Genomic DNA, 21,985 nt, shown 5'->3' with positions numbered 1-21,985 from the left:
ACACCGGCCCCAAACATACCGGCAAATTCCTGACGAAACCTTCCAGGTGAGCTGGAGGGCACCGACGGAGGATAATTCAAATTGTCCGCATGGTCGATGGACTTGGGGAAGTAAGTCATGCCGAAGGGACAGCACCTCCCTCTGTCCTGCCGGACATCTCCCCCGCAAGTGGGGAGATTGGCAGCTTCAACCTTATCGCTCCTCTTGCAAGGTTTGCGATTGGCGAAAGCAGAGGCGACATCCGATCTCCCCCCTTGCGGGGGAGATGTCCGGCAGGACAGAGGGGGGTGTGCCGGATCGCCAACACCTCCCGCTCTACTTCCCCGAAAACACCGGCAAATCCCTCGCGAAATCCTCCATGTCCGCCCAGGGGTCGCCCGAGGTCGCCAACAACCCCGGCAGCGAGGAATAGTTCAGATCCTGCGGCACATCGATCGTCTCAAGGTCGCTCCAGCTCACCGGCGTCGACGCCGGCAGGTTGGTGCGGGCGCGCAGCGAATAAGGCGCCGCGGAGGTGTGGCCGCGGGCGTTGCGGTGATAGTCGATGAAGATGCGGCGCTTCCGGTTTTCCTTGCCCATTGTGGTGGTGAAAGTGTCAGGCGCCGTGGCCGCCAGATGCGTGGAGATGGCGCTGGTAGCCTGGTGCAGCTTCTTCCAGTTCTGCTTTTGCGTCACCGGCACGGTTATGTGGATGCCGCTGCCGCCGGATGTCTTGGCGAACGGCACCAGGCCGAACCGCTCCAATTCGCCCTTGATGTGGACGGCGGCCTCGACCACCTCGCGCCAGGCGATGCCCTCACCCGGATCGAGATCGAAAACGATCTGGTCGGGCTTGTCGAGGCTCAAGCGATGCGTGCCCCAGGTGTGGAACTCAACGACGCCGAACTGCGCGAGTGCCAGATAGCCTTTTGCTCCCTCGACCGACAGATAGGATTTGGTTTCACCTTCGGAGTTGGTGGCATCAAAAGTGACCACCGACGGCGGCATGCCGGTGAAGGCGTGGCGCTGGAAGAAACAGTCCTTCGGCAGGCCCGTCGGGCAGCGCACCAGCGACACCGGGCGGCCCATGATATGCCGCAGCATGAAATCGCCGACCAGCGCGTAATAGACGGCGATGTCGAGTTTGGTCGGTCCGGTCTTGCCGAACAGCCGCCGCTCCGGATTGGTCACCCAGATGGTGGCGAGATCGGCTTCGGCGATCAGCCGCTTGCGCTTCGGCGACACCGGCGTCGACAGGCCGACATCCCTGAGGCCGCGAAATACACCGTGGCGCAGCGAATTGTCCGCCGTGCGGTTGGCGTAATGGATGCGGGCCGACAGCATCGGCCGCACCCATTTCATCTCGCGCATGATCTCGCGCGGCACACCCTCGGGTGCTGTCGCGCCGTCGCGCAGCGGCTGCAGTCGGGCCAGCAAGTCGCCGGCCGTCGCGGCATCGAAGCCGGTGCCAACCTTGCCGCGATAGTGCAGTTCGCCATCCGCGAATTCCGCCATGCCGAGTGCGGCCAGTCCTTCGGCGGCGTCGGAGACGGTGTAGCCGGCGATGACGAAATCGCCGGTCTCCAGCGCCTTGACCTTGGTCCAGCTCTTCGTGCGGCCGCTCTGGTAGATGGCGTTGGCGCGCTTGGAGACGACGCCTTCCAGTCCAAGGATCGAGGCCTGATCATAAAGCCCCTGCCCGTCGCCTTCGACATGGTCGCTCAGCTGGATGGCGGAGTTGGCGCCCTGCCCGGCTAGCAGTTCGGCGAGCAGGGCCTTGCGCTTTGCGAGCGGCGCCTTGCGGAGGTCCCAGCCGTCGAGATGCAGCAGGTCGAAGGCATAGAAATGGAGCTTGCTTCCCGCACCCGCCGACAGCGCATCCTGCAGCAGCGCGAAACGCGAGATGCCCTTCTCGTCCAGCACCATGATCTCGCCGTCGATGATCGCCTGGCTGAGGGGCAGCCGGGCGAATGCCTGCGGCAGGTCGCCGTAACGCCTCGTCCAGTCGATGCCGCCGCGGGTGATCAGCCTGACCTCGCCATCGGCGATATGCGCCATGGTACGGTAGCCGTCGAATTTTATTTCGTGCAACCAGAGTTCACCTGTGTCTTCCACTGGCCCACCCGGTGGCTTCGGCACCTGCGTGGCGAGTTGCGGCTCGATGCGCGAGGGCGGATCGCCCCTGACAGCGCCGGGCAGCGCGCCGGGTTTCAGCGCGCCTGGTTTGGGCGCCAGGCGGGCCGGCTTCTTCGGCGGCGCCACCAGCTCCTCGATCCTCTTGCCGGACTTCACGCTTTCAGGCCGCGCTTCCAGGATATCGAGGCTGGCAACGGAAGCGAGGTCGCGCTCCTTGAACAGCAGCCAGTTTTTCTTCTCGCTGTCTTCGCCGGGCTTGGGCCTCAGACGGGTCAGCATCCAGCCGCCATTCAACTTGTCGCCGGCCAGCCGGAACTTGAAGGCGCCGGTGCGCAGGCTCTTGTCGACATCGTCCATCGGCGCCCAGGTGCCGGTGTCCCAGACGATCATCGGCCCGCCGCCATATTCGCCTTCGGGAATGACGCCCTCGAAGTCGATATATTCGAGCGGATGGTCCTCGGTCTCGACTGCAAGCCGCTTGTCGGCCGGGTTGAGCGAGGGCCCGCGCGGCACCGCCCAGCTTTTCAGCACGCCGCCGACCTGCAGGCGCAAATCGTAATGGTCGGCGGTGGCGTGATGCTTGTGGACGACGAAACGGTTGCCGTCGCCTGAAATGAGCCCGCCCGCCGGTTCCGGCGTCTTCGAAAATTCGCGCTTGGCGCGATAGGCCTTGAGTGTTGGCGGGGTTGGCATGGGTCAGGCGGGAGCGGCGGCGGCGGACGAACCTTCCCTGCGCAGCGTTCCTGCACAGTGCTGTCCCGCCAACATTTCAGATTTCCCAGCACGGTGCGAAGGAACGAAGATCACGCTCAATCGTCAGCAGCCGGCATCAACTCAAGCTCGGCCGGCGACAGCCCCTGCTGCAGCTGGCTCAGCCGGAATTCGTCGACCCAGTAGGCCTCGCCGTCGACCAGCACGCGGGCCGAGTAGACGCCGCCGGAAAAGCTTTGCGCGGTGACGTAGACCTTGTGGCGGTCGAGCGCCTTGCGCACCGCGGCGCGCTTGGAATTCTGGCTGGTGACGGAACTGGCCATGGCTCACTCATACACAAGACCGCAAGACATGGCGGCGGCATAAGGATGCTGGAGATCGGCCGCTCTGTCAATTTTGACCGCCTGCTTCTGGCAGCGCTACGATCCGACGGCAGCAAAAAACCGCTGCGCCTCGGCAGCGGACTTTGCAATGGCGACGACAATATTCGGTTAGTGGTCCGAAGGAATTATGAGCGCGGTGACGCGCGAGAGCTGCTGACGCCGGTTCAGCGTCGGCTCCTCGTAGATCTTCTTCATTGGTATCCCATGGCCCCCAATGGCCGCCGGCAAAGGCGCTTGCGGCTGGGTTTTGTCATGGGAAGCGCTGTTCTTCCGCCGAACAGCTATGGAAACTGGAGGAGCGGCCGCTATAGTTTTCCTCAGCCCCAAGGAGAACGGCAATGACCCTCAGCACCCGCAAACTCGGCAGCCAGGGGCTGCAGGTCTCGGTGATCGGCCTCGGCTGCATGGGCATGAGCCAGTCCTACGGCCCTGCCGACGAGGCGGAATCGATCGCCACCCTGCACCGAGCCATCGAACTCGGCTGTACCTTCCTCGACACGGCGGAAGTCTACGGCGCCTATGCCAATGAAGAACTGCTCGGGCGGGCGCTGAAGGGCCGGCGCGATGAGGTGACCCTTGCCACCAAATTCGGCTTCCGCATCGAAAACGGCAGACAGGTCGGCACGGAGCGTGACAGCCGGCCCGACCATATCCGCGAGGCGCTGGAGGGCTCGCTGAAGCGGCTCGGCACCGACCATATCGACCTTTACTACCAGCATCGCGTCGATCCGGCGGTGCCGATGGAAGACGTCGCCGGCACGGTCGGCCGGCTGGTTGCCGATGGCAAGGTGCGCTTCTTCGGCCTGTCGGAAGCGGGCGCGGCGAATATCGGCCGTGCGCATGCCGTGCACCCTGTCTCGGCGCTGCAGAGCGAGTATTCGCTTTGGGAGCGCAATCTGGAGCCGGAGATCATCCCGCTGCTCAAAAAGCTCGGCATCGGCCTGGTGCCGTTCGCGCCGCTCGGCCGCGGTTTCCTCGCCGGCGACGTCAAGCGCGCCGAGGATTATCCGGAAGGCGATTTCCGCCGCGGCGACCCCCGCTACCAGGGCGCCAACTACGACGCTAATATCGCGGCTGCGGCTGCGGTGCAGGAGGTGGCCGCGGCCAAAGGGGCAAAGCCCGCACAGATCGCGCTGGCCTGGGTGCTCGGCAAGGGCGACGGTTTCGGCATTGACATCGTGCCGATCCCGGGGACAAAGCGGCGCAAGTATCTCGAAGAAAATGTTGCTGCGGCCGCGATCACGCTCGACGCGGCCGAGATAGCTGCGCTCGATGCAGCCCTTGCGCCGGGCAAGGTCTCAGGGCCGCGCTACAATGAGCGGGTGATGACGACGATCGACAGGTAGAGGCGTCTAAGCTGCCAATCTCCCCCCTCGTGGGGGAGATGCCTGGCAAGGCAGAGGGGGCGCGAAGGATCGCCCGCATCAAGTATTCTGCGTAGAGGTTAGCTCAAAGATGTAAGTGAAATTGGCCAATGTCGGCGGGACAGCGCCCCCCTCTGTCCTGCCGGACATCTCCCCCACAAGGGGGGAGATTAGCAGTTTCAGCCCCTCGCCTCACCTTGCGTAATCGATTTTCCTTGGCTAGCATCCTCGGGTCGGCGCCGTGCGGAGGAGAACGTTGCGGCGGACCGGCTGGAGCGCCTCGCGTCCCCTCGGGGCGTTCACAGGACACTCCATTTTTGAATTGACGCAAGGACCGTCCCGAGCCGCTCCCGGTTTCGGGCTCCTGCGTTCATGTGGAGGATATCTGATGAACAGACGCGAATTCCTGTTGTCGACCGTGGCGACCGGCGCCATGGCGCTGGCCGCGCCCATGGCCTTTGCCGCCGACAAACTGACCATATTGGGCTCGGTGCCCAATCTCGGCTTTCCGTTCTTTGTGCACATGCTGAACGAGATCAAGGCGGAGGCGCAGGCGCAAGGCGTCAACCTGACCGAGAGCGACGGCCAGAACTCGGCGCCGAAGCAGACCGCCGACATCGAGGCCGCACTCGTGCAGAAGGTCAACGCCATCGTGATTTCGCCGCTTGACGTCAACGCGCTGGCGCCGGCGATCGAGGAAGCGGTCAAGGCCGGCGTTCCGGTGGTGACGATCGACCGCCGCGTCGACGGCGTCGAGGGCATTCTCGCCCATGTCGGCGCCGACAACGTCAAGGGTGGCGAAGCCGAGGCGCAGGCCATGGTGGCGGCGTTCCCGAACGGCGCCAAGCTGTTCCATTTGCAGGGCCAGCCGGGTGCCGGGCCCGCGATCGACCGCAACAAAGGCGTCCACAATGTGCTCGATCCGCTCAAGGACAAGTACCAGATCATCTTCGAGCAGACCGCTAATTTCGCCCGCGCCGAAGCGCTGGCGGTGACCGAGGCCGGGCTTGCCGCCAACGGCAAGCCGGACGCCATCATCTGCGCCAATGACGACATGGCGCTCGGCGCGCTCGAAGCCTGTGCCGCGCGCAACTTCACCGACGTCAAGATCTACGGCTTCGACGCGCTGCCGGAAGCGCTGGTCGCCGTGCGCGACGGCAAGCTCGCCGGCACGGTCGAGCAGTTCCCCGGCGAACAGTCGCGCAAGGCGGTGCAGATCGCGGTCGCCTTCGCCAGGGACAAGACCGAGCCGAAGGAGAAGCTGGTGCTGTTGACGCCGATCGTCATCGGCAAGGACAATCTCGACAAGGCGGAGAGGTTGAACGAGACGAAGTGAAAGTAGGGCCCATGACGGGTGGAGGTCGCGCTCTGTCGCGCCCCCCTCTGTCCTGCCGGACATCGCCCTCACTTGGGGGGAGATTGGCCGTCACGTCTGCTTTCGCCAATCGCCAACGTTATAGAAATAGTGCTGCCGGCAAAACTGCTGATCTCCCCCCGTGTGGGGGAGATGTCCGGCAGGACAGAGGGGGGCGCTGTCCCGCTGCCTATCGCAATCCGGGAGCAATGCTTGTCCGCCGTTGAACCCACCGCATCATCGCCCCCGCTCCTTTCCGTCGAAGGCGTGACCAAGCATTTTTCCGGCGTCACCGCGCTCATCGACGTTTCGCTCGAGGTGCGGCCCAGTGAGATCCTTGGCCTGCTCGGCGAGAACGGCGCCGGCAAGTCGACGCTGTTGAAAATCCTGTCCGGCGTGATGCCGCCGTCAAGCGGCCGCATCGTCTTCGACGGCGCCGACTACGCGCCGTCCAGTCCGCAGGATGCGAAGCGGCATGGCATCGTCACCATCTATCAGGAACTGAGCCTGATCCCGACGCTGACGGTTGCGGAAAACATTTTCATCGGCCGCGCGCCGCTCGGGCCGCTCGGGCTGGTCAGCTGGCGCAGGATGGAGGACGCCTCGCGCGCGATCATCGCCCGCGTCGGTCTCGACATCGATCCGGCGACGCCGGTGTCGTCGCTCTCGGTGGCCGAACAGCAGCTGGTCGAAATCGCCCGCGCTCTGTCGCTGGAAAGCCGCCTGATCATCATGGACGAGCCGACCTCGGCGCTGACCGAGACCGAAGTGCAGAAGCTTATGTCGATCATGGACAGGCTGCGCAAGGACGGTGTCGCCATCATGTTCGTCACCCACCGGCTGGAGGAAGCGTCCGCCATTTGCGACCGCATGACCGTGCTGCGGGATGGCAGGCTGGCCGGTCATCTCGACCGTGACGGCCAGCCGATCCAGATTCCAAAAATCATCGAGAAGATGGTCGGTCGCGCCGCCTCCGAGCTCTACGCGCGGCCGACGCAACGCGATGTCGCCGGCGAGGTCAGGCTCTCGGTGCGCGGGCTGCGGACGGTACGCGACCCATTGGCGCCGCATGCCATCGTGCTCGAAGGCGTCAACCTCGATCTGAAGGCCGGCGAAATCCTCGGCGTTGCCGGTCTCGTCGGTTCCGGCCGCACCGAGCTTGCCCGCGCCATTTTCGGCGCCGACCGCATCGCGGCCGGCACGATTGCGCTCGACGGCAAGCCGATCGCCCCGGCTTCGCCCGCCGACGCCATCAAACTCGGCATCGGGCTGGTGCCGGAAGACCGCAAGCACCAGGCGATTTTTGCAGCACTTGGCATTCTCAACAATTTCTCCATCGCCTCGCTCGGCCGCTACAGCAATGGGGCCGGCTTCATGGCTGAACGGCGCGAGCGCGAGGCGCTGGCCGGCTATCGCAAGGCACTGTCGATCCGCATGGCCTCGCCCGAGCAGGCGATCGAGGGCCTGTCCGGCGGCAATCAGCAAAAGGTGATCCTGGCCCGCTGGCTGGCGCGCGACCCGAAAGTACTTATCGTCGACGAGCCGACGCGCGGCGTCGATGTCGGCGCCAAGGCCGAAGTGCACCAGATCCTGGTGCAGCTTGCCGCACGCGGCATCGCCATCATGATGATCTCGTCGGAGCTGCCGGAAGTGCTGGCGGTGTCGGATCGCATCGTCACCATGCGGCGCGGCCGTATCACCGGCGAAATGCCGGGCATCGAAGCGACCGAGGAAAAACTGATGGAACTGATGGCGCTCGACCGCAAGCAGGACGCGATGCAATGACCAGCACCACCGAACAGACCCAGCGCAGCGGCATCAACATCGCGCGGCTTCTGATGAGTTTTGGGCCGCTGATGTTCCTGGCGGTGTTGATCGTCATCTTCACCGTGCTGAAGCCGAGCTTCATCGATCCAATCAACCTGTTCAACATTTTGAGGCAGATCTCGATCACCGGGCTGATCGCGCTTGGCATGACTTTCGTCATCCTCACTGCCGGCATCGACCTGTCGGTCGGCTCGCTGCTCGCCTTCTGCGGCATGGTGGCGGCGGTGGTGGCCAAGGGCGGCACCGCCAACACGCTGTCGCTGTCGACCACGGGCACGCAAGGATATGGCTGGTTCGCCGCCTTGCTTGCCGCCGTCATCGTCGGGGCGCTGGCCGGCGGCGTCCAGGGCTTTGCCATCACCCGGCTGAAAGTGCCGCCCTTCGTCGTCACGCTGGGTGGGCTCACCGTGTTTCGCGGCCTGACGCTGACCATCTCCAATGGCGGACCGATCTCCGGCTTCGACGCCTCGATGCGCTGGTTCGGCACCGGGCTCATCGGACCGGTGCCGGTGCCGGCGATCATCTTCGCGGTGGCGGCCATCCTGTGCCACATCGTGCTGCGCTATACGCGCTATGGCCGCGCCGTCTATGCCGTCGGCGGCAATGCCGAGGCCGCGCACCTTTCGGGCCTGCGCGTCGACCGCATTCTGATCTCGGTCTATGTCATCGTCGGCTTCTTCGCCGGGCTGGCCGCCTTCGTTTTGTCAGCACGGCTCAACTCCTCCGAAGCCGTGGCCGGCATCGGCTACGAGCTTACGGTGATTTCGGCCGTGGTCATCGGCGGCACCTCGCTATTCGGCGGCATCGGCTCGGTCGGCGGCACGGTGGTGGGCGCAGCACTCATCGGCGTGCTGCAGAACGGGCTACAGTTCAACAATGTCTCTTCCTACACACAAAGCATCGTCATCGGCCTGATCCTGATCCTGGCCGTGGCCTTCGATCGTTGGCTGAAGTCGCGGGTGAGGCGGTGAGGATTTCGGCACACCGAGATAATGTCGTCCATGACATTCACTTGACATTATATAAGGTGAAAGCTATTTTTAATGACATGGATTGTGGAATTCGATGATGACTTCAGAACGGAATTCTCCAAGCTGAAGGACGACGTAAAGGTCGAAATCCGTGCTTTGGCAAATGTTCTGAAGCACTGGGTCCGTCTTATGGCAGGCCGAGGGTCGATACGCTGAACGACTCAAGGCACGCGAACATGAAGGAATGCGGTTCGATGCTGCTGATGGCGTGTGGAGAGTGGCGTTCGCGTTCGATCCTGAGAGAAAGGCCATTTTCCTTGTTGCGGGAGGTAAATCGGGCGTCAACGAGAAGCGCTTCTACAAGAAGCTGATCGAGATCGCCGATAGGAGGTTCGACGTCCATTTAAAGCGCGTGAAAGAGGGGCAGAAAACTGCCAAGGAAGGGCACAAGAAGGAGAAGAAGTGATGGCCATTTCCGCCGATGACGTATTTGCCGAAACGATGTCTCCCGAACTAATCAAGGCGTCCGACCTCCGTACCAGGGAGCTGCTTGAGGAGTTTGAAACCCTTCAGCAGCTTCGCAAGGCTCGGGCACTTACACAGGAGCATGTCGGCCGCAAGTTGGGCAAGAAACAGGTCTCCGTTGCCCAGCTCGAAAAGCGCTCGGATTTTCTTCTGTCGACCTTGCGCGGCTACGTTAAGGCTCTCGGGGGCGAACTCGACCTTGTCGTCAGATTCAAGGACCATGCTCCGGTGGTGTTGGCAGGATTGGGTGATGTACGTCTCGCAGAAACGTCGCGCAGCCCAGATCGCACCAAGACGACGAAGAAGCAGATCGCGCGTCGTGCAGCTTGATTGCCGGCGCGAGCTTGGCATGATGGCACAGCCATGACCGAGATCAGAACCATGACCGCAAAGGACGTGCCGTCGGTGTCGCGGCTGCTGGGAGACTCCTGGCGGCGCACCTATTCGCCGATCCTGGGACCCGAGACCACGGCACGCCTCTCGGACGACAAGCATGCGCCCGAGCGGCTGGCAGCCGAACTTCTGGACGACAACAAGATGTCGTTCGTGGCCGAACGGCCGGACGGTTCGATCGCCGGCTACGCGATGGCGGCGATGGACGATCGTGGCGATGTCCTGCTCGGCCGGCTGCACATCGACAAGTCAGAGTTCGGCAGCGGGCTCGCCACCGACCTGCTGCACGCGGTGCTTGTCGCGCATCCGGCATCCCCAGCATTGCGCTGGAAGTGATCGAGGGCAACGACCAGGCGATCGCCTTCTATCGCAAGCACGGTTTCGAGGTGGTCGAACACCGCCCGGCCGCGCACGGCGTTGGCGGCCACGCCTCGCTGATCATGCGCCGGCTGCTGTCGAGAGCATGAAGTGAATGGGAAACCGCGGTAGTCAGGGCCCTACTGCCCTAACCCCTGCGCCGCCACAGCCTGTGGACCGTCCTCGTCGTCCGGCATATCGAGGAGTTCGATCAGCCGCGCCACCTTCGTTCCCGGCAAGGGGCGGCCCTCGTTGACCAGCGCCTCGTCGGCACCGAGCCAGGCGAACGCCTCGCGCAGTTCTTGAAGGGTGGCGCCGGTCAGCGCGATGTCGGCTATGACCGCCTCGTCTACCGGTCCCAACACCGAAATGATGTCGTCGCGTGTCATGGTCACCTCCATGCTAAGTGCCGGCAGGTCGTCGAGTTGACGCCGGGATCCGGCCATCCAGTCAACGGATTGCGAGCGAAAGCCGCCGACAAAGCAGAATCTGGGTCTTCTTTTCGACTAAGCAAGGTGAACGCGCCTTTTGCCTTCAAGCAGCCGAATGCCGATCGATGCTGTAGAGATGCACGGGATAGCCGGGACCGATGGCGTCGCGTACCCGGCCCGTCCAGGCACGAACCGCCGGATAAGCCGCCAGCGCAAAGCCGCAATCTTCGGTACGGTGGCCGTAGGCATAGACAGCAATGTCGGCGATGGTGAGCATGTCGCCGACAAGGAACGGCGTGTCGTTCAGGCTGCGCTCCAGCGCTGCCAGCGTGCGGGCGCCGGCTTCGCGCTTGGCCGGAAGCATCGCCTGGTTGCGCTCCAGCCTTCCGGCCAGCGTCCAGAAGCGCAGGGAGCCGATGACCGGCTCGACATGGTACTGTTCGAAGAACAGCCATTGCATAATTTTCGCGCTGACATAGCGATCCGCCGGCAGCAAGGGCGTGCCTTCGGCAAGATAAATGAGGATCGCATTCGATTCGGCGATTGCACGGCCATCCTCGAGTTCGAGCACAGGAACGGCGCCGGCCGGGTTGAGCTTCAGGAAGGCGTCGGTGTGGCTCTCGCCCTCGAAAATCGACACCAGGCGGCTTTCATAGGGGATGTTGAGCAGGCCGAGCACGACCCTCGCCTTCCAACCGTTTTGCGACGGCAAATAATCATGAAGCGTGAGCATGGCTGTCCTTTCGCTGGGGTCGACGCCTGATTTGCACGGTGCCACGATACCAGCCACCCGAATCCTGCAATGTGTACGCGCGAAAACAGATAAACTATACGCATGTAAAGTTTTATTGACTTCGCTGTATGTGCGATTTACCCGATAAACACTTGCGTCGGATAACTGCGCGGGCAAGCAATCAGTCTGCGTGTGAGAGGAATCGCAAGCATGAGCCTTTCGCGCCGCAGCGAGATCGCCGCCGAGGCCGTGGGGCCAACGATCGTCGCCGGCGAAATCCTGGTCGAGATCATGGCGACGGAACGGGGTTTCGGCTTCCTCGAGCCGCAAACGCTCGTCGGGCCATTCCCCAGCGGTGCGCCGGCGATCTTCATCGATCAGGTTGCGCGGCTGGGGGGCGGCGCCGGCATTATCGGCTGCGTCGGCCGCGACGATTTCGGCACGCTCAACCTGGACAGGCTGGAGCTCGACGGCGTCGACGTCTCAGCCGTCGATATCAGCGACCGCTTCCCAACGGGATGCGCCTTCGTGCGCTACCGGCCCGATGGTATCAGGGACTTCGTCTACAACATCGCCGAATCCGCCGCCGGGCAGATCCACCTGACCACTGCTGCGCGCCTGCTGGCGGACAGGGCCGGCCATCTGCATATCATGGGATCGACGCTGTCGGTGGCAGGGCTGAAGGAGATCGTCAGCTACGCAGTGAGGGCGGTTCGTGCCCGCGGCGGCTCGACCTCATTCGACCCGAATGTGCGCAAGGAGCTGATCGACGGCTCCGACGGCGCACTGTTTTCCGCACTCATCGACGATGCCGACCTGCTGCTGCCGTCCGGCGACGAATTGCTCGCTACGGCGGGCGTCGATGACGAGCATCAGGCGGTGGCGGCGCTGTTTGCCAGGGGCGTCGGCGAGATCGTGCTGAAGCGCGGTGCTGACGGCTCTTCCTGGTTCGGCGCCGAGGGCGCCAGGACCGACTGCGCCGGTTTTCAGGTCGAGGAAGTCGACCCGACGGGCGCCGGCGATTGTTTCGGCGCCACTTACCTGACCTGCCGGCGCCAGGGGATGGAGCCCGGCAAGGCGCTGCTTTATGCCAATGCCGCCGGCGCCCGCAACGTCACCCGGCGCGGCCCGATGGAAGGCACCGCCGGCTTCGATGCGCTTGACCAATTCATCAAGGGAACAGCGAGACGGACATGAGCGCCAACCCGCTTGCAGGCCTCGCCAGCGCGCGCAAAAACGGCTCGCCCTACGGCATCACCTCGATCTGCTCCGCGCATCCGCTGGTGATCCAGACGGCGATCAGGCGCGCCGTTGCCGACAGGGAGAAAAACCTGCTGATTGAGGCAACCTGCAATCAGGTCAACCAGTTCGGCGGCTATACCGGAATGACCCCGGCGCTGTTCGTCGCCTTCGTGCTGGAGATCGCCTGCCGCGAGGGGCTGGAAGCCTCGCGCATCATCTTCGGCGGCGACCATCTGGGACCGAACCCGTGGCGCGCAGAGCCGGCGGCGCAGGCGATGGACAAGGCCGAGGCCATGGTCGGCGCCTATATCGCGGCCGGCTTCACCAAGATCCATCTCGACGCATCGATGGGCTGCGCCGGCGAGCCGGCGGCGCTTGACGACGAGACCATCGCCACCCGGGCGGCGCGGCTGGCAAAGGCGGCCGAAACGGGCGCGCACGCCGCAGGCAGCACCTTGCCGGTCTACATCATCGGCACCGAAGTTCCCGCCCCCGGCGGCGTCGACCATGCGATCAGCGAGTTGAAGCCGACCGAGGCGGCGGCGGCGCGGCGCACGATCGAGGTTCACCGGGAGATCTTTGCCCGCGAAGGCCTGACCGAGGCGTTCAGCCGCGTCATGGCCGTGGTGGTGCAGCCGGGCGTGGAATTCGGCAGCCAGAATGTCGTCGCCTACGCGCCCGAAAAATCCAAGGGCCTGACCGGCTTGCTCGATGAGCAGCCGTCGCTCGTCTACGAGGCGCATTCGACCGACTACCAGACCCGTGCGGCTTTGACCGCGCTGGTCGCAAACGGCTTTCCTATCCTCAAGGTCGGCCCCGGCCTGACCTTCGCCTTGCGCGAGGCGCTTTACGGGCTCGACCTGATCGCCTCCGAAATGGCCAGGGACTATGGCGACCGGTCGCTCGCCCGGGCCATGGAAAGCGCGATGCTGGCAGCCCCCGGCCATTGGCACAGCCACTATCATGGCAATGAAGCAGAGCTCTATGTGCAGCGGCATTACAGCTACAGCGACCGCATCCGCTATTATTGGAGCAACCCCACCGCTGTCGCGGCCGTCGAGCGCCTGCGCAAGGCGCTGGACGACGTTGCCATTCCCGAAACGCTGATGCGGCAATTCCTGCCGGCGCTGCCGGCCGAACTCGGGCCGGCGGGCAATCCCGAGGCTATCCTTCTCGAAGCTGTCGATCAGGTGCTGGCCGACTATGACGCGGCCTGCCGTGGGACCTGAGTGCATTGCGCCGGGTTGATCTTTGCCTCAGCCCAGTGTCTCTGACGTTTCCATGAGACCAGCCATGTTCTTTCTCCTGTTCGCGGCCTCTCTGCTGGCGTCGCCGGCACGCGCCGACTGGAAGCCGGTCGAAAAGGTCGAGACCTACGCCATCGCAGGGCGGACCGGCCCGGAACTCTATGCCGCGATCGGCGAAGCCGGCCCCTTGCTCGGCAAGGGTCGGGTCATTGCGCACACCAATTTCAAGCTGACATGGACCAGGGACTACAGGCCGCAAGGCGACGCCTGCGTGCTCAAATCGGCGCGCCCGAAACTGATCATCACCTACACCTTGCCGAAGCCGGCCGAACCGTTGCCGGCCTCCGTCCAGAAGAACTGGACGGTGTTCATCGCCGGGCTCGCCGCCCACGAGAGAGTGCATGGCGCAGCCATCGCCGAGATGGTGCGCAAGATCGAGGCGGTGAGCGTCGGCCTGACCGTTACTGATGACCCCGCCTGCAGCAAGATCAGAACCGAGCTGACGAGGCAACTCGCCCAGATCTCGCTGGCTCAGCGGCAGGCGAGCCGCGACTTCGACCGGGTCGAATTCGGCCCCGGCGGAAACCTGCAGAAGCTGGTGCTGACTTTTGTGAATGGGGGGTAGTTTGCCGGCAAACCGGTCATTGCGCCGGTGTTCCGAACGACAAGAGCACCGGCCGCATGGCCGCTTTACAGGCAGGCTTGGTAGCGCTACCGTCTGATCGTCACGCGACCTGTTGGGGGAATGGGAGACGGTCGCGAGGCGGGAGAGGAGCGGTTTCCTTCGGGGCGTCGCAAGAAGCATTCGGGAGGAGATCGATGGCGTCTGTCGCGATCGGCGACGTTTACAAATCGTTCGGGACCGTCGAGGTCCTGCATGGCGTCAGTGTGGATATCGATGACGGCGAGTTCGTCACGCTGGTCGGACCGTCGGGTTGCGGAAAATCGACCCTTCTCAGGATGATCGCCGGCCTGGAAAAGATTTCGCGCGGCGAGATCGCGATCGGGGATCGGGTCGTCAACAACGTTGCGCCAAAAGAGCGCGACGTTGCCATGGTTTTCCAGAACTACGCGCTCTACCCGCACATGACGGTCGCCGAGAACATGGCGTTCTCGCTCATGCTCAAAGGTGTTTCGAAGGCCGATTGCGCTACCAGCATTCAGCGCGCCGCCGAAATCCTCGGGCTGGTGCCATTGCTGACGCGATATCCGCGCCAACTTTCCGGCGGCCAGCGCCAGCGCGTCGCCATGGGCCGGGCGATCGTGCGCGATCCACAGGTTTTCCTGTTCGACGAACCGCTCTCCAATCTCGACGCCAAGCTCAGGGTGCAGATGCGCGCCGAGATCAAGGAACTGCACCAGCGGCTCAAGACGACGACAGTCTATGTCACCCACGACCAGATCGAGGCCATGACCATGGCCGACAAGATCGTCGTCATGCATGACGGCATCGTCGAACAGATCGGACCGCCGCTGGAGCTCTACGACAGGCCCAACAATCTCTTCGTTGCCAGTTTCATCGGCTCGCCCGCCATGAACCTGATCAAGGGCGAGATCGTCACCGACGGGTCTCCGTCCTTTCGCGGCGCGGGGGGAATTTCCGTGCCGCTGGCCGCCGCGCCGGCCGTCGCCAACGGCCATCCGGTGGTGCTGGGAATACGGCCCGAGCATTTGGGGCTATCGTCCGACCAAGGCATTCCAGTCACCGTCGCGGTGGTCGAGCCGACCGGATCGGAAGTGCAGATCATCGGCCGCACCGCCGGCGGCGACGAGATCGTCGCCAATTTCCGCGAACGCCATGCCTTCACACCGGGCGAAAACATACGGCTCACTGCCGCGCCTGGCCTGATTCATCTCTTTGACGGCAAGACCGGAACACGATTTGAAACGCGTAGCGGATGGTAAGGACCGCATAGCAAGGAAGATAAACCGGAGGAGACGACCATGAAGTTCACGAGACGCGACGTAATCCGCACGAGCGCAGGTGTTGCGGCGGGAGCCCTGGGAAGCCGCTTCGTCGGCTCGCCGGCTTTTGCCCAGGAGGGCTTGAAATACAAGCCCGAGGAAGGCGCAAAGCTGCGGCTGCTGCGCTGGTCGCCCTTCGTCAAGGGCGATGAGGATCAATGGCTGGCCAACACCAAGCGCTTCACCGAGGCGACAGGTGTCGAGGTTCGTGTCGACAAGGAAAGCTGGGAGGACATTCGCCCCAAGGCAGCGGTCGCGGCCAATGTCGGTTCCGGGCCGGACCTCATGTTCGTCTGGTTCGACGACCCGCATCAATATCCCGACAAGCTGCACGACGTGACCGAGCTCGGCGACTATCTGGGCTCGAAATATGGCGGCTGGCACGACGGACCAAAGCAATATGCGACGCGGGACGGCAAGTTCGTCGGCCTGCCGCTGGCCACCATCGGCAATGCCATCGTCTATCGCGAAAGCTGGGTGAAGGAGGCCGGCTTCTCCGAATTTCCGAAGGACACGGCAGGCTTCCTCGAGCTTTGCAAGGCGTTGCAGGCGAAGGGACATCCGGCCGGCTTCACGCACGGCCACGGCGTCGGCGACGGCAACAACTACGCGCATTGGCTGCTGTGGAGCCATGGCGGCCAGATGGTCGACGAGAGCGGCAAGGTGGCGATCAACAGCCCCGAGACGCTAAAGGCGATCGGTTACGCGCAGGAACTCTACAAGACCTTCATTCCCGGGACCGAAAGCTGGCTGGACGTCAATAATAACCGCGCCTTCCTGGCCGGCGAACTCGGTGTCATCGCAAACGGAATTTCGGCCTACAACACGGCCAAGATCAACAAGGACAACGATCCGAAACTGGCTGAGATTGCCAAGGACATCCGCACCACCAACCTGCCGATCGGTCCTGTAGGGAAATCGGTCGAACTGTTCCAGGTGACCACCGCCGTCATCTTCAACTACACGCCCTACCCCAATGCGGCCAAGGCCTATCTGCAGTTCATGTTCGAGGATCCGCAGATGACCGACTGGATCACCTCCTCGGCGGGCTATTGCTGCCAGACGCTGAAGGCCTTCGACAACAATCCAGTGTGGACGGCCGACCCGAACAATGCCGCCTATGCCAAGGCCTCGGCGACGCTGCGCCCCAACGGCTATGCCGGGCCGCTCGGCTATGCCTCGGCGGCGACCATGGCCGACTATGTCCTGGTCGACATGTTTGCCAAGGCGGTGACCGGCCAGGCGACGCCGCAGGAGGCGATGGAGGAGGCGGAGAAGCGCGCCAACCGCTACTACCGCGTTTGATCACGGCACCGCCGGGCAGCGTCTAGTGCGCTGCCCGGCCCGTCGCACAATCCCATGGCGGCCGTTGACGCCGTGACCTGATTCCCCGATGAGGAGCCCTCCATGGCCGTGCCGTCCGTTGCCGCCCAGCCGCGTCCGTCGATGCTTTCGCGGATCTCCGAAAGCCGCAACGCGCTGGGCTTCGGCTTCATGCTGCCGGCGGCGGCGCTGCTGCTGGTCTTCCTGACCTATCCGCTCGGGCTGGGCGTCTGGCTCGGTTTCACCGATGCCCGGATCGGCCGCCCCGGCATCTTCATCGGCGTCGAGAATTATCAGTACCTTTGGAATGACACCGTCTTCTGGCTCTCCGTCTTCAACACGCTGCTCTACACGGTCAGCGCCTCGATCCTGAAGTTCGTGCTCGGCCTCTGGCTGGCGCTCATCCTCAATGAAAACCTGCCGTTCAAATCGTTCTTCCGCGCGATAGTCCTGCTGCCGTGGGTGGTGCCCACCGTACTGTCAGCCATCGCCTTCTGGTGGATCTACGATTCGCAGTTCTCGATCCTGTCCTGGGCGCTGCAGCAAATGGGCCTGATCGACCACCGCATCAACTTCCTCGGCGATCCGGAGAATGCGCGCGCTTCGGTTATCGCCGCCAACGTCTGGCGCGGCATTCCTTTCGTCGCCATCACGCTGCTCGCCGGCCTGCAGACCATTCCGCAGTCGCTCTACGAGGCGGCCACGCTCGACGGCGCCAGTCGCTGGCAGTTGTTTCGTTATGTGACTCTGCCGCTGCTGACGCCGATCATCGCCATCACCATGACCTTCTCGGTGCTGTTCACTTTCACCGATTTCCAGCTGATCTACGTGCTGACCCGGGGCGGACCGGTGAATGCCACGCATCTGATGGCGACATTGTCTTTCCAGCGCGGCATTTCCGGCGGCCAGCTTGGCGAGGGCGCGGCCATCGCGGTGGCCATGATCCCGTTCCTGCTGGCGGCGATCCTGTTCAGCTATTTCGGCCTGCAACGCCGCAAATGGCAACAAGGCGGCGGAGACTGACATGGTCAAGACGGCCGCGACAAGGAAGGCGAAACGTGGGGATATCGACGAAGGCGGCATGGGCTACCTGCAGAGCCTGCCGCGCCGCGTGGTGACGGTCTATCTGCCGCTGCTGGTGTTCGTCTTCGTGCTGTTGTTTCCGTTTTACTGGATGACGATCACGGCGGTTAAGCCCAATCTCGAGATGACCGACTATGCGCAGTTCAATCCGTTCTGGGTGGTGCATCCGACATTGGAGCATATCCGCTATCTCCTGTTCGAGACCTCCTATCCGGGCTGGCTGCTCAACACGATCATCATCTCGACCGCCGCTACTTTCCTGTCGCTGCTGGCGTCGGTGTTCGCCGCCTATGCGATCGAGCGGCTGCGGTTTTCCGGGGCGCGGCAGGTCGGCCTCGGCATCTTCCTCGCCTATCTGGTGCCGCCCTCGATCCTGTTCATTCCGCTGTCGGTAATGGTGTTCAACCTCGGGCTCTACGACACGCCCTTCGCGCTCATCCTTACCTATCCAACCTTCCTGGTGCCGTTCTGCACGTGGCTGTTGATGGGTTACTTCCGCTCCATCCCGTTCGAACTGGAAGAATGCGCGCTGATAGACGGAGCGAGCCGGTGGCAGATCCTCACCAAAATCGTGCTGCCGCTCTCGGTGCCGGGCCTGATCTCCGCCGGCATATTCGCCTTCACCCTGTCATGGAACGAGTTCATCTACGCGCTGACATTCATCCAGTCCTCGGAAAACAAGACCGTGCCGGTGGGTGTGCTGACCGAGTTGGTGCGCTCCGACGTCTACGAATGGGGGGCGCTGATGGCGGGAGCGCTGATCGGCTCGCTTCCGGTGGTGGTGCTCTATTCGTTCTTCGTCGAGCACTATGTCTCGTCGATGACCGGCGCGGTGAAGGAGTGACGCGCCGGCTCACGCAAGGCGACCGGCGCGGTCAGATCGCGCCGATGATGCCGCCGTCGACGCGGATGTTCTGGCCGGTAATGTAGCCCGCACCTTCGGAAGCGAGGAAGGCGATGGTCGCGGCAATTTCCTCCGAGGTGCCGTAGCGCTGCATCGGCACGCTGTCGCGGCGCTCCTCGGTGGCCGGCAGGCTGTCGATCCAGCCGGGCAGCACATTGTTCATGCGCACATTGTCGGCGGCGTAGGTGTTGGCGAAGATCTTGGTGTAGGCGGCAAGACCGGCGCGGAACACGGCGGATGTCGGGAACATCGGGCTCGGCTCGACCACCCAGGCGGTCGAGATGTTGATGATGGCGCCGGCCTTCTGCTTGACCATCTGCGGCGCCACGATGCGCACCGGCCGGATGACGTTCATCAGATAGACGTCGAGACCGGTGTGCCACTGCTCGTCCGAGATCTCGAGGATCGGCGCGCGTGGCCCGTGGCCGCCGCTGTTGACCAGCACGTCGATGCGGCCGTAGCGCTCGAGCGTCAGGTCGGCGAGCCGCTGCAGATCGTCATTCGACTGGTTGGAGCCGGTGACGCCGAGGCCGCCAAGCTCCTTGGCCAGAGCCTCGCCCTTACCGGAGGACGACAGGATCGCGACCTTGAACCCGTCCGCCGCCAGCCGCTTGGCCGCCGCCGCGCCCATACCGCTGCCACCGGCGACGACGACTGCTACTTTTTCTACACTCATCTCGATTTTCCTTCGCACGGGTTGGCGGGACTCTGAAGCCCATGTTTCCGACCTTCGAGCAATGCTATAAACGGTGTTGCCATCTGGTTCGAACCAGAAAGCCTGAAATCAAGCTGTAGAAAAACTCCTGCATGCCTGAAGCCTTCCTGAGCCTGCCACCATTGAATGCGCTGCGTGCCTTCGAAGCCGCCGCGCGTCATCTCAACTTCCGCATCGCCGCCGAAGAGCTGAACGTGACGCAAGGGGCGGTGGCGCAGCATATACGCGGGCTGGAGGCCGATCTCGGCACAAAACTCTTCGACCGGCTGCCGCGCGGCCTGGCGCTGACCGATGAGGGCCGCGCCTATATGCCCAACATCCGCCGCGCCTTCGAGCTGATCTCGGAGGCCACCTTGCTGCTGCGGCCCGAACCGGCGCGGCTGACGATCAGCGTCACGCCGAGCTTTGCCACCAAATGGCTGATCCCCAAACTGCCGGAGTTCGTCGCGCACAACCCGCTGGTCGATTTGCGAATCCTGGCCAGCGAAAGCCTGTCGAGTTTTCAGGCCGATGGCGTCGACATTGCGGTCAGGCAAGGCCGCCTGCCCTCCGGCGCCGGCCTGATGGTGGATCTTTTGTTTCCACAGCAGATCATCGCCATCTGCAGCCCTGCCCTGCTGCCGACCGGCGCGAACGAGATCGCGGCGGCCGATATCCAGCATCACGTCCTGCTGCACGACTCGCACAATCTGTGGCCGGAATTCATGGAGATAGTACTCGGCCTGAGGATGGCCACCGAGGCCAAACGCATGCGCTTCAACCAGACAGGCCTCGCGATCGACGCCGCCATTGCCGGCCAGGGCATCGCGCTGGCCAGCCGGTTTCTCGTATCCGCCGACATTGCCGCCGGCCGGCTGGTGCAGCCGATCAACGCGGAGATGCGGGGGACGCACGATTTCTATGTCGTGATGCCGCGCAAGCAACGGCACCCAGAACCGACGCAAGCCGTGCGGCAATGGCTGCTGGATGAGGGCGATGCGGCGCGGCTGTGATGGATAGCCGATCTCCCCGCAAGGCGGGAGATCCGCAGCTTGGCCGACGCCGCCCCTTCAGCCTCGCCGAGCAATGTCGGCCGCCACTGCCTTCGCCTCGCGTCCAATTTCCCTGAGCAGACCGGTGACCGGATTGTAGAAGCCGACGAGGTAGAGGCCGAGTTGCGAGGCGCGGGCGTTGACGCCACTGCGCTCCGGCTGCAATTCCACGGGCAGAAACTTTTCGTAGCCCGGGCGATAGCCGGTGGCGAGGATGACGGCGTCGAAATTTTCCTGACTGCCGTCGGTGAACGCAGCGCTGCGCTCGGTGAAGCCCGCTATGTCGGGCGCGATCTTGATGGCGCCTTTGGTGATGGCGTCGACCGTGCCGACGTCGATGACCGGGATGCGGCCGACTTCGTCGATCTGTTGCAGGATGCCCTGCTTCGGCCTGACGATGCCGTATTTCTCGAGCTTGCCCAGCGCGAAATCGAGGATGATCGGAAACATCCAGTCGTTCAGCGCCTGCGGCATTGGCCGGCTGGCGATGCCGACCATCTGGATCGGCACGCCAAACAGCTGGCGCGGCACGATGTGGACGCCCTTGCGCACCGAAATGGTCGGACGCGCGCCACTTTCCGCCAAGTCGAGCGCGATCTCGGCGCCGGTGTTGCCCATGCCGACGATCAGCACCGAGCGGCCGGCAAAAGGCGCCGCTTGCGTATAGTCGGCGCTGTGCAGCACCTCGCCGTTGAAAGCCTCGATGGCAGGGAGCCGGGGGATGATCGGCTCGGCATTGTTACCGCTGGCGATAACGACATGGCGCGCCTTGAGGCTGTCCGATCCTGTCTCGACCAGAAAACCGCCGTCCCCGAGGCGAATGGCTTTCACCGTCACACCGAAGCGCGGGCGCAGATCGAATTTTTCCGCGTAGTCGTCGAGATAGCGGACCACCATTTCGCGCGGCACGTAGCGCGGATAATTTTTGGGAAAGGGCAGGAACGGCAGCGACGAGAACGACTTGACCGTATGCAGATGCAGCCGCCGATAGTGCCGCCGCCAGGCGGGCGCGATCTCCTGCGATTTTTCGAGCAGGATGAAATCCACTCCTGCCCGCTTCAGGCAGGCACCGACCGCAAGGCCGGCGGGCCCGGCGCCGACAATAACGACAGTGGTGTCCAAGCGATTCTCCTCCCGCCGGGTTGGCAGAGGTTATGCGCAGAGGCGCAGGCGGGACAAGTCACCCGTTGCGCAGCATCCCGGCCCGAAGGGCATAGGCGCTAAGATAGCTTTGGCATGGACTGAAACTTGCGCTTTCGTGGTGGTTCGCGCCAGCGATATCGCAAGGCATGGAGATTTTGGCGCAGGGCC

General features: G+C 63.6%; 23 protein-coding genes. 17 read left to right on the top strand and 6 right to left on the bottom strand.

Annotation, left to right across the window (positions count from 1 at the left end):
- Positions 1-315: 315 nt before the first annotated feature.
- Together ligD and NKH38_RS11900 are read right to left on the bottom strand one after the other, a co-directional pair.
- On the bottom strand, positions 316-2,808 hold the full coding sequence (gene ligD / locus NKH38_RS11905) for a DNA ligase D (protein ID WP_352760302.1): 2,493 nt from the start codon (positions 2,806-2,808) through the stop codon (positions 316-318).
- A 116-nt stretch (positions 2,809-2,924) separates the two neighbouring features.
- The gene (locus NKH38_RS11900; RefSeq protein WP_023689819.1) at positions 2,925-3,149 is read right to left on the bottom strand and encodes a hypothetical protein; all 225 of its coding nucleotides are present in this window, start codon (positions 3,147-3,149) and stop codon (positions 2,925-2,927) included.
- Positions 3,150-3,194: 45 nt separating this feature from the next.
- Here NKH38_RS11900 and NKH38_RS11895 point away from each other — a divergent pair, with 45 nt between their 5' ends.
- The 9 genes from NKH38_RS11895 (at position 3,195) to NKH38_RS11855 (ending at position 10,110) form a co-directional block, all read left to right on the top strand.
- The gene (locus tag NKH38_RS11895; protein ID WP_352760298.1) at positions 3,195-3,551 is read left to right on the top strand and encodes a hypothetical protein; all 357 of its coding nucleotides are present in this window, start codon (positions 3,195-3,197) and stop codon (positions 3,549-3,551) included.
- Positions 3,548-4,555: an aldo/keto reductase gene (locus NKH38_RS11890; RefSeq protein WP_023827246.1), complete on the top strand. Its 1,008-nt coding sequence runs from the start codon at positions 3,548-3,550 to the stop codon at positions 4,553-4,555. Before NKH38_RS11895 ends, NKH38_RS11890 begins: the two co-directional genes overlap by 4 nt.
- A gap of 406 nt (positions 4,556-4,961) precedes the next feature.
- Positions 4,962-5,909 (top strand): substrate-binding domain-containing protein, encoded by a 948-nt coding sequence (locus NKH38_RS11885; protein ID WP_352760295.1) that lies wholly within the window; start codon positions 4,962-4,964, stop codon positions 5,907-5,909.
- A 171-nt stretch (positions 5,910-6,080) separates the two neighbouring features.
- Entirely contained in the window at positions 6,081-7,712 is a 1,632-nt protein-coding gene (locus NKH38_RS11880) for a sugar ABC transporter ATP-binding protein (protein WP_502896588.1), read from the top strand.
- Positions 7,709-8,725 (top strand): ABC transporter permease, encoded by a 1,017-nt coding sequence (locus tag NKH38_RS11875; protein WP_352760289.1) that lies wholly within the window; start codon positions 7,709-7,711, stop codon positions 8,723-8,725. Before NKH38_RS11880 ends, NKH38_RS11875 begins: the two co-directional genes overlap by 4 nt.
- A 244-nt stretch (positions 8,726-8,969) precedes the next feature.
- Complete coding sequence (locus NKH38_RS11870; protein ID WP_352760286.1) at positions 8,970-9,191, top strand: type II toxin-antitoxin system RelE/ParE family toxin; 222 nt, start codon at positions 8,970-8,972, stop codon at positions 9,189-9,191.
- Positions 9,191-9,580: a helix-turn-helix domain-containing protein gene (locus NKH38_RS11865; protein WP_023693789.1), complete on the top strand. Its 390-nt coding sequence runs from the start codon at positions 9,191-9,193 to the stop codon at positions 9,578-9,580. Before NKH38_RS11870 ends, NKH38_RS11865 begins: the two co-directional genes overlap by 1 nt.
- 33 nt (positions 9,581-9,613) lie before the next feature.
- The gene (locus tag NKH38_RS11860) at positions 9,614-9,979 is read left to right on the top strand and encodes a GNAT family N-acetyltransferase (protein WP_352760283.1); all 366 of its coding nucleotides are present in this window, start codon (positions 9,614-9,616) and stop codon (positions 9,977-9,979) included.
- Positions 9,976-10,110, top strand: a complete 135-nt coding sequence (locus tag NKH38_RS11855; protein ID WP_352760281.1) for a GNAT family protein — start codon at positions 9,976-9,978, stop codon at positions 10,108-10,110. Before NKH38_RS11860 ends, NKH38_RS11855 begins: the two co-directional genes overlap by 4 nt.
- A 30-nt stretch (positions 10,111-10,140) precedes the next feature.
- Here NKH38_RS11855 and NKH38_RS11850 read toward each other — a convergent pair whose 3' ends face one another.
- A complete protein-coding gene (locus NKH38_RS11850) occupies positions 10,141-10,389 on the bottom strand; it encodes a hypothetical protein (protein ID WP_031201948.1) in 249 nt (82 codons plus the stop codon).
- A 145-nt stretch (positions 10,390-10,534) separates the two neighbouring features.
- The gene (locus NKH38_RS11845) at positions 10,535-11,164 is read right to left on the bottom strand and encodes a glutathione S-transferase family protein (RefSeq protein ID WP_352760278.1); all 630 of its coding nucleotides are present in this window, start codon (positions 11,162-11,164) and stop codon (positions 10,535-10,537) included.
- A 210-nt stretch (positions 11,165-11,374) separates the two neighbouring features.
- On the opposite strand from NKH38_RS11845, the gene NKH38_RS11840 reads away from it, so the two are divergent.
- The 7 genes from NKH38_RS11840 to NKH38_RS11810 all read left to right on the top strand — a co-directional run bounded on the left by NKH38_RS11840 (position 11,375) and on the right by NKH38_RS11810 (position 18,868).
- Positions 11,375-12,361 carry a tagatose kinase gene (locus NKH38_RS11840; protein WP_352760276.1) on the top strand — a complete coding sequence of 329 codons (987 nt, stop codon included), beginning with the start codon at positions 11,375-11,377 and terminating at the stop codon, positions 12,359-12,361.
- Positions 12,358-13,635, top strand: coding sequence for a D-tagatose-bisphosphate aldolase, class II, non-catalytic subunit (locus NKH38_RS11835; protein ID WP_352760273.1), 1,278 nt, complete (start codon positions 12,358-12,360; stop codon positions 13,633-13,635). The genes NKH38_RS11840 and NKH38_RS11835 overlap by 4 nt, the downstream gene beginning before the upstream one ends.
- Before the next feature lie 64 nt (positions 13,636-13,699).
- On the top strand, positions 13,700-14,278 hold the full coding sequence (locus tag NKH38_RS11830; RefSeq protein ID WP_352760271.1) for a DUF922 domain-containing Zn-dependent protease: 579 nt from the start codon (positions 13,700-13,702) through the stop codon (positions 14,276-14,278).
- Between the two features lie 194 nt (positions 14,279-14,472).
- Complete coding sequence (locus NKH38_RS11825; protein ID WP_352760269.1) at positions 14,473-15,558, top strand: ABC transporter ATP-binding protein; 1,086 nt, start codon at positions 14,473-14,475, stop codon at positions 15,556-15,558.
- 39 nt (positions 15,559-15,597) lie between these two features.
- Positions 15,598-16,923: an ABC transporter substrate-binding protein gene (locus NKH38_RS11820; RefSeq protein WP_352760267.1), complete on the top strand. Its 1,326-nt coding sequence runs from the start codon at positions 15,598-15,600 to the stop codon at positions 16,921-16,923.
- 141 nt (positions 16,924-17,064) lie between these two features.
- Positions 17,065-17,964 carry a carbohydrate ABC transporter permease gene (locus NKH38_RS11815; RefSeq protein ID WP_460221873.1) on the top strand — a complete coding sequence of 300 codons (900 nt, stop codon included), beginning with the start codon at positions 17,065-17,067 and terminating at the stop codon, positions 17,962-17,964.
- A gap of 1 nt (position 17,965) precedes the next feature.
- Complete coding sequence (locus NKH38_RS11810; protein WP_023673469.1) at positions 17,966-18,868, top strand: carbohydrate ABC transporter permease; 903 nt, start codon at positions 17,966-17,968, stop codon at positions 18,866-18,868.
- A gap of 31 nt (positions 18,869-18,899) precedes the next feature.
- On the opposite strand, the gene NKH38_RS11805 is transcribed toward NKH38_RS11810, so the two are convergent.
- Entirely contained in the window at positions 18,900-19,604 is a 705-nt protein-coding gene (locus NKH38_RS11805; protein WP_023712526.1) for an SDR family oxidoreductase, read from the bottom strand.
- Between the two features lie 131 nt (positions 19,605-19,735).
- Here NKH38_RS11805 and gcvA point away from each other — a divergent pair, with 131 nt between their 5' ends.
- Entirely contained in the window at positions 19,736-20,635 is a 900-nt protein-coding gene (gene gcvA / locus NKH38_RS11800) for a transcriptional regulator GcvA (protein WP_023712525.1), read from the top strand.
- Between the two features lie 57 nt (positions 20,636-20,692).
- On the opposite strand, the gene NKH38_RS11795 is transcribed toward gcvA, so the two are convergent.
- Positions 20,693-21,796, bottom strand: a complete 1,104-nt coding sequence (locus tag NKH38_RS11795; RefSeq protein WP_352760261.1) for a flavin-containing monooxygenase — start codon at positions 21,794-21,796, stop codon at positions 20,693-20,695.
- Positions 21,797-21,985: the final 189 nt, after the last annotated feature.

The sequence above is a fragment of the Mesorhizobium sp. M1078 genome (assembly GCF_040318615.1).
Taxonomy (GTDB): domain Bacteria; phylum Pseudomonadota; class Alphaproteobacteria; order Rhizobiales; family Rhizobiaceae; genus Mesorhizobium.
The sequence above is the reverse complement of the archived record's forward strand: the minus strand, read 5'-3'. Positions and strand labels throughout refer to the sequence as shown.

What these genes read in the sequence shown, in the direction of transcription:
- ligD (WP_352760302.1), bottom strand. Translation starts at nt 2,808, where the DNA reads ATGCCAACCCCGCCAACACTCAAGGCCTATCGCGCCAAGCGCGAATTT.
- NKH38_RS11900 (WP_023689819.1), bottom strand. Translation starts at nt 3,149, where the DNA reads ATGGCCAGTTCCGTCACCAGCCAGAATTCCAAGCGCGCCGCGGTGCGC.
- NKH38_RS11895 (WP_352760298.1), top strand. Translation starts at nt 3,195, where the DNA reads ATGCTGGAGATCGGCCGCTCTGTCAATTTTGACCGCCTGCTTCTGGCA.
- NKH38_RS11890 (WP_023827246.1), top strand. Translation starts at nt 3,548, where the DNA reads ATGACCCTCAGCACCCGCAAACTCGGCAGCCAGGGGCTGCAGGTCTCG.
- NKH38_RS11885 (WP_352760295.1), top strand. Translation starts at nt 4,962, where the DNA reads ATGAACAGACGCGAATTCCTGTTGTCGACCGTGGCGACCGGCGCCATG.
- NKH38_RS11880 (WP_502896588.1), top strand. Translation starts at nt 6,081, where the DNA reads ATGTCCGGCAGGACAGAGGGGGGCGCTGTCCCGCTGCCTATCGCAATC.
- NKH38_RS11875 (WP_352760289.1), top strand. Translation starts at nt 7,709, where the DNA reads ATGACCAGCACCACCGAACAGACCCAGCGCAGCGGCATCAACATCGCG.
- NKH38_RS11870 (WP_352760286.1), top strand. Translation starts at nt 8,970, where the DNA reads ATGCGGTTCGATGCTGCTGATGGCGTGTGGAGAGTGGCGTTCGCGTTC.
- NKH38_RS11865 (WP_023693789.1), top strand. Translation starts at nt 9,191, where the DNA reads ATGGCCATTTCCGCCGATGACGTATTTGCCGAAACGATGTCTCCCGAA.
- NKH38_RS11860 (WP_352760283.1), top strand. Translation starts at nt 9,614, where the DNA reads ATGACCGAGATCAGAACCATGACCGCAAAGGACGTGCCGTCGGTGTCG.
- NKH38_RS11850 (WP_031201948.1), bottom strand. Translation starts at nt 10,389, where the DNA reads ATGACACGCGACGACATCATTTCGGTGTTGGGACCGGTAGACGAGGCG.
- NKH38_RS11845 (WP_352760278.1), bottom strand. Translation starts at nt 11,164, where the DNA reads ATGCTCACGCTTCATGATTATTTGCCGTCGCAAAACGGTTGGAAGGCG.
- NKH38_RS11840 (WP_352760276.1), top strand. Translation starts at nt 11,375, where the DNA reads ATGAGCCTTTCGCGCCGCAGCGAGATCGCCGCCGAGGCCGTGGGGCCA.
- NKH38_RS11835 (WP_352760273.1), top strand. Translation starts at nt 12,358, where the DNA reads ATGAGCGCCAACCCGCTTGCAGGCCTCGCCAGCGCGCGCAAAAACGGC.
- NKH38_RS11830 (WP_352760271.1), top strand. Translation starts at nt 13,700, where the DNA reads ATGTTCTTTCTCCTGTTCGCGGCCTCTCTGCTGGCGTCGCCGGCACGC.
- NKH38_RS11825 (WP_352760269.1), top strand. Translation starts at nt 14,473, where the DNA reads ATGGCGTCTGTCGCGATCGGCGACGTTTACAAATCGTTCGGGACCGTC.
- NKH38_RS11820 (WP_352760267.1), top strand. Translation starts at nt 15,598, where the DNA reads ATGAAGTTCACGAGACGCGACGTAATCCGCACGAGCGCAGGTGTTGCG.
- NKH38_RS11815 (WP_460221873.1), top strand. Translation starts at nt 17,065, where the DNA reads ATGCTTTCGCGGATCTCCGAAAGCCGCAACGCGCTGGGCTTCGGCTTC.
- NKH38_RS11810 (WP_023673469.1), top strand. Translation starts at nt 17,966, where the DNA reads ATGGTCAAGACGGCCGCGACAAGGAAGGCGAAACGTGGGGATATCGAC.
- NKH38_RS11805 (WP_023712526.1), bottom strand. Translation starts at nt 19,604, where the DNA reads ATGAGTGTAGAAAAAGTAGCAGTCGTCGTCGCCGGTGGCAGCGGTATG.
- gcvA (WP_023712525.1), top strand. Translation starts at nt 19,736, where the DNA reads ATGCCTGAAGCCTTCCTGAGCCTGCCACCATTGAATGCGCTGCGTGCC.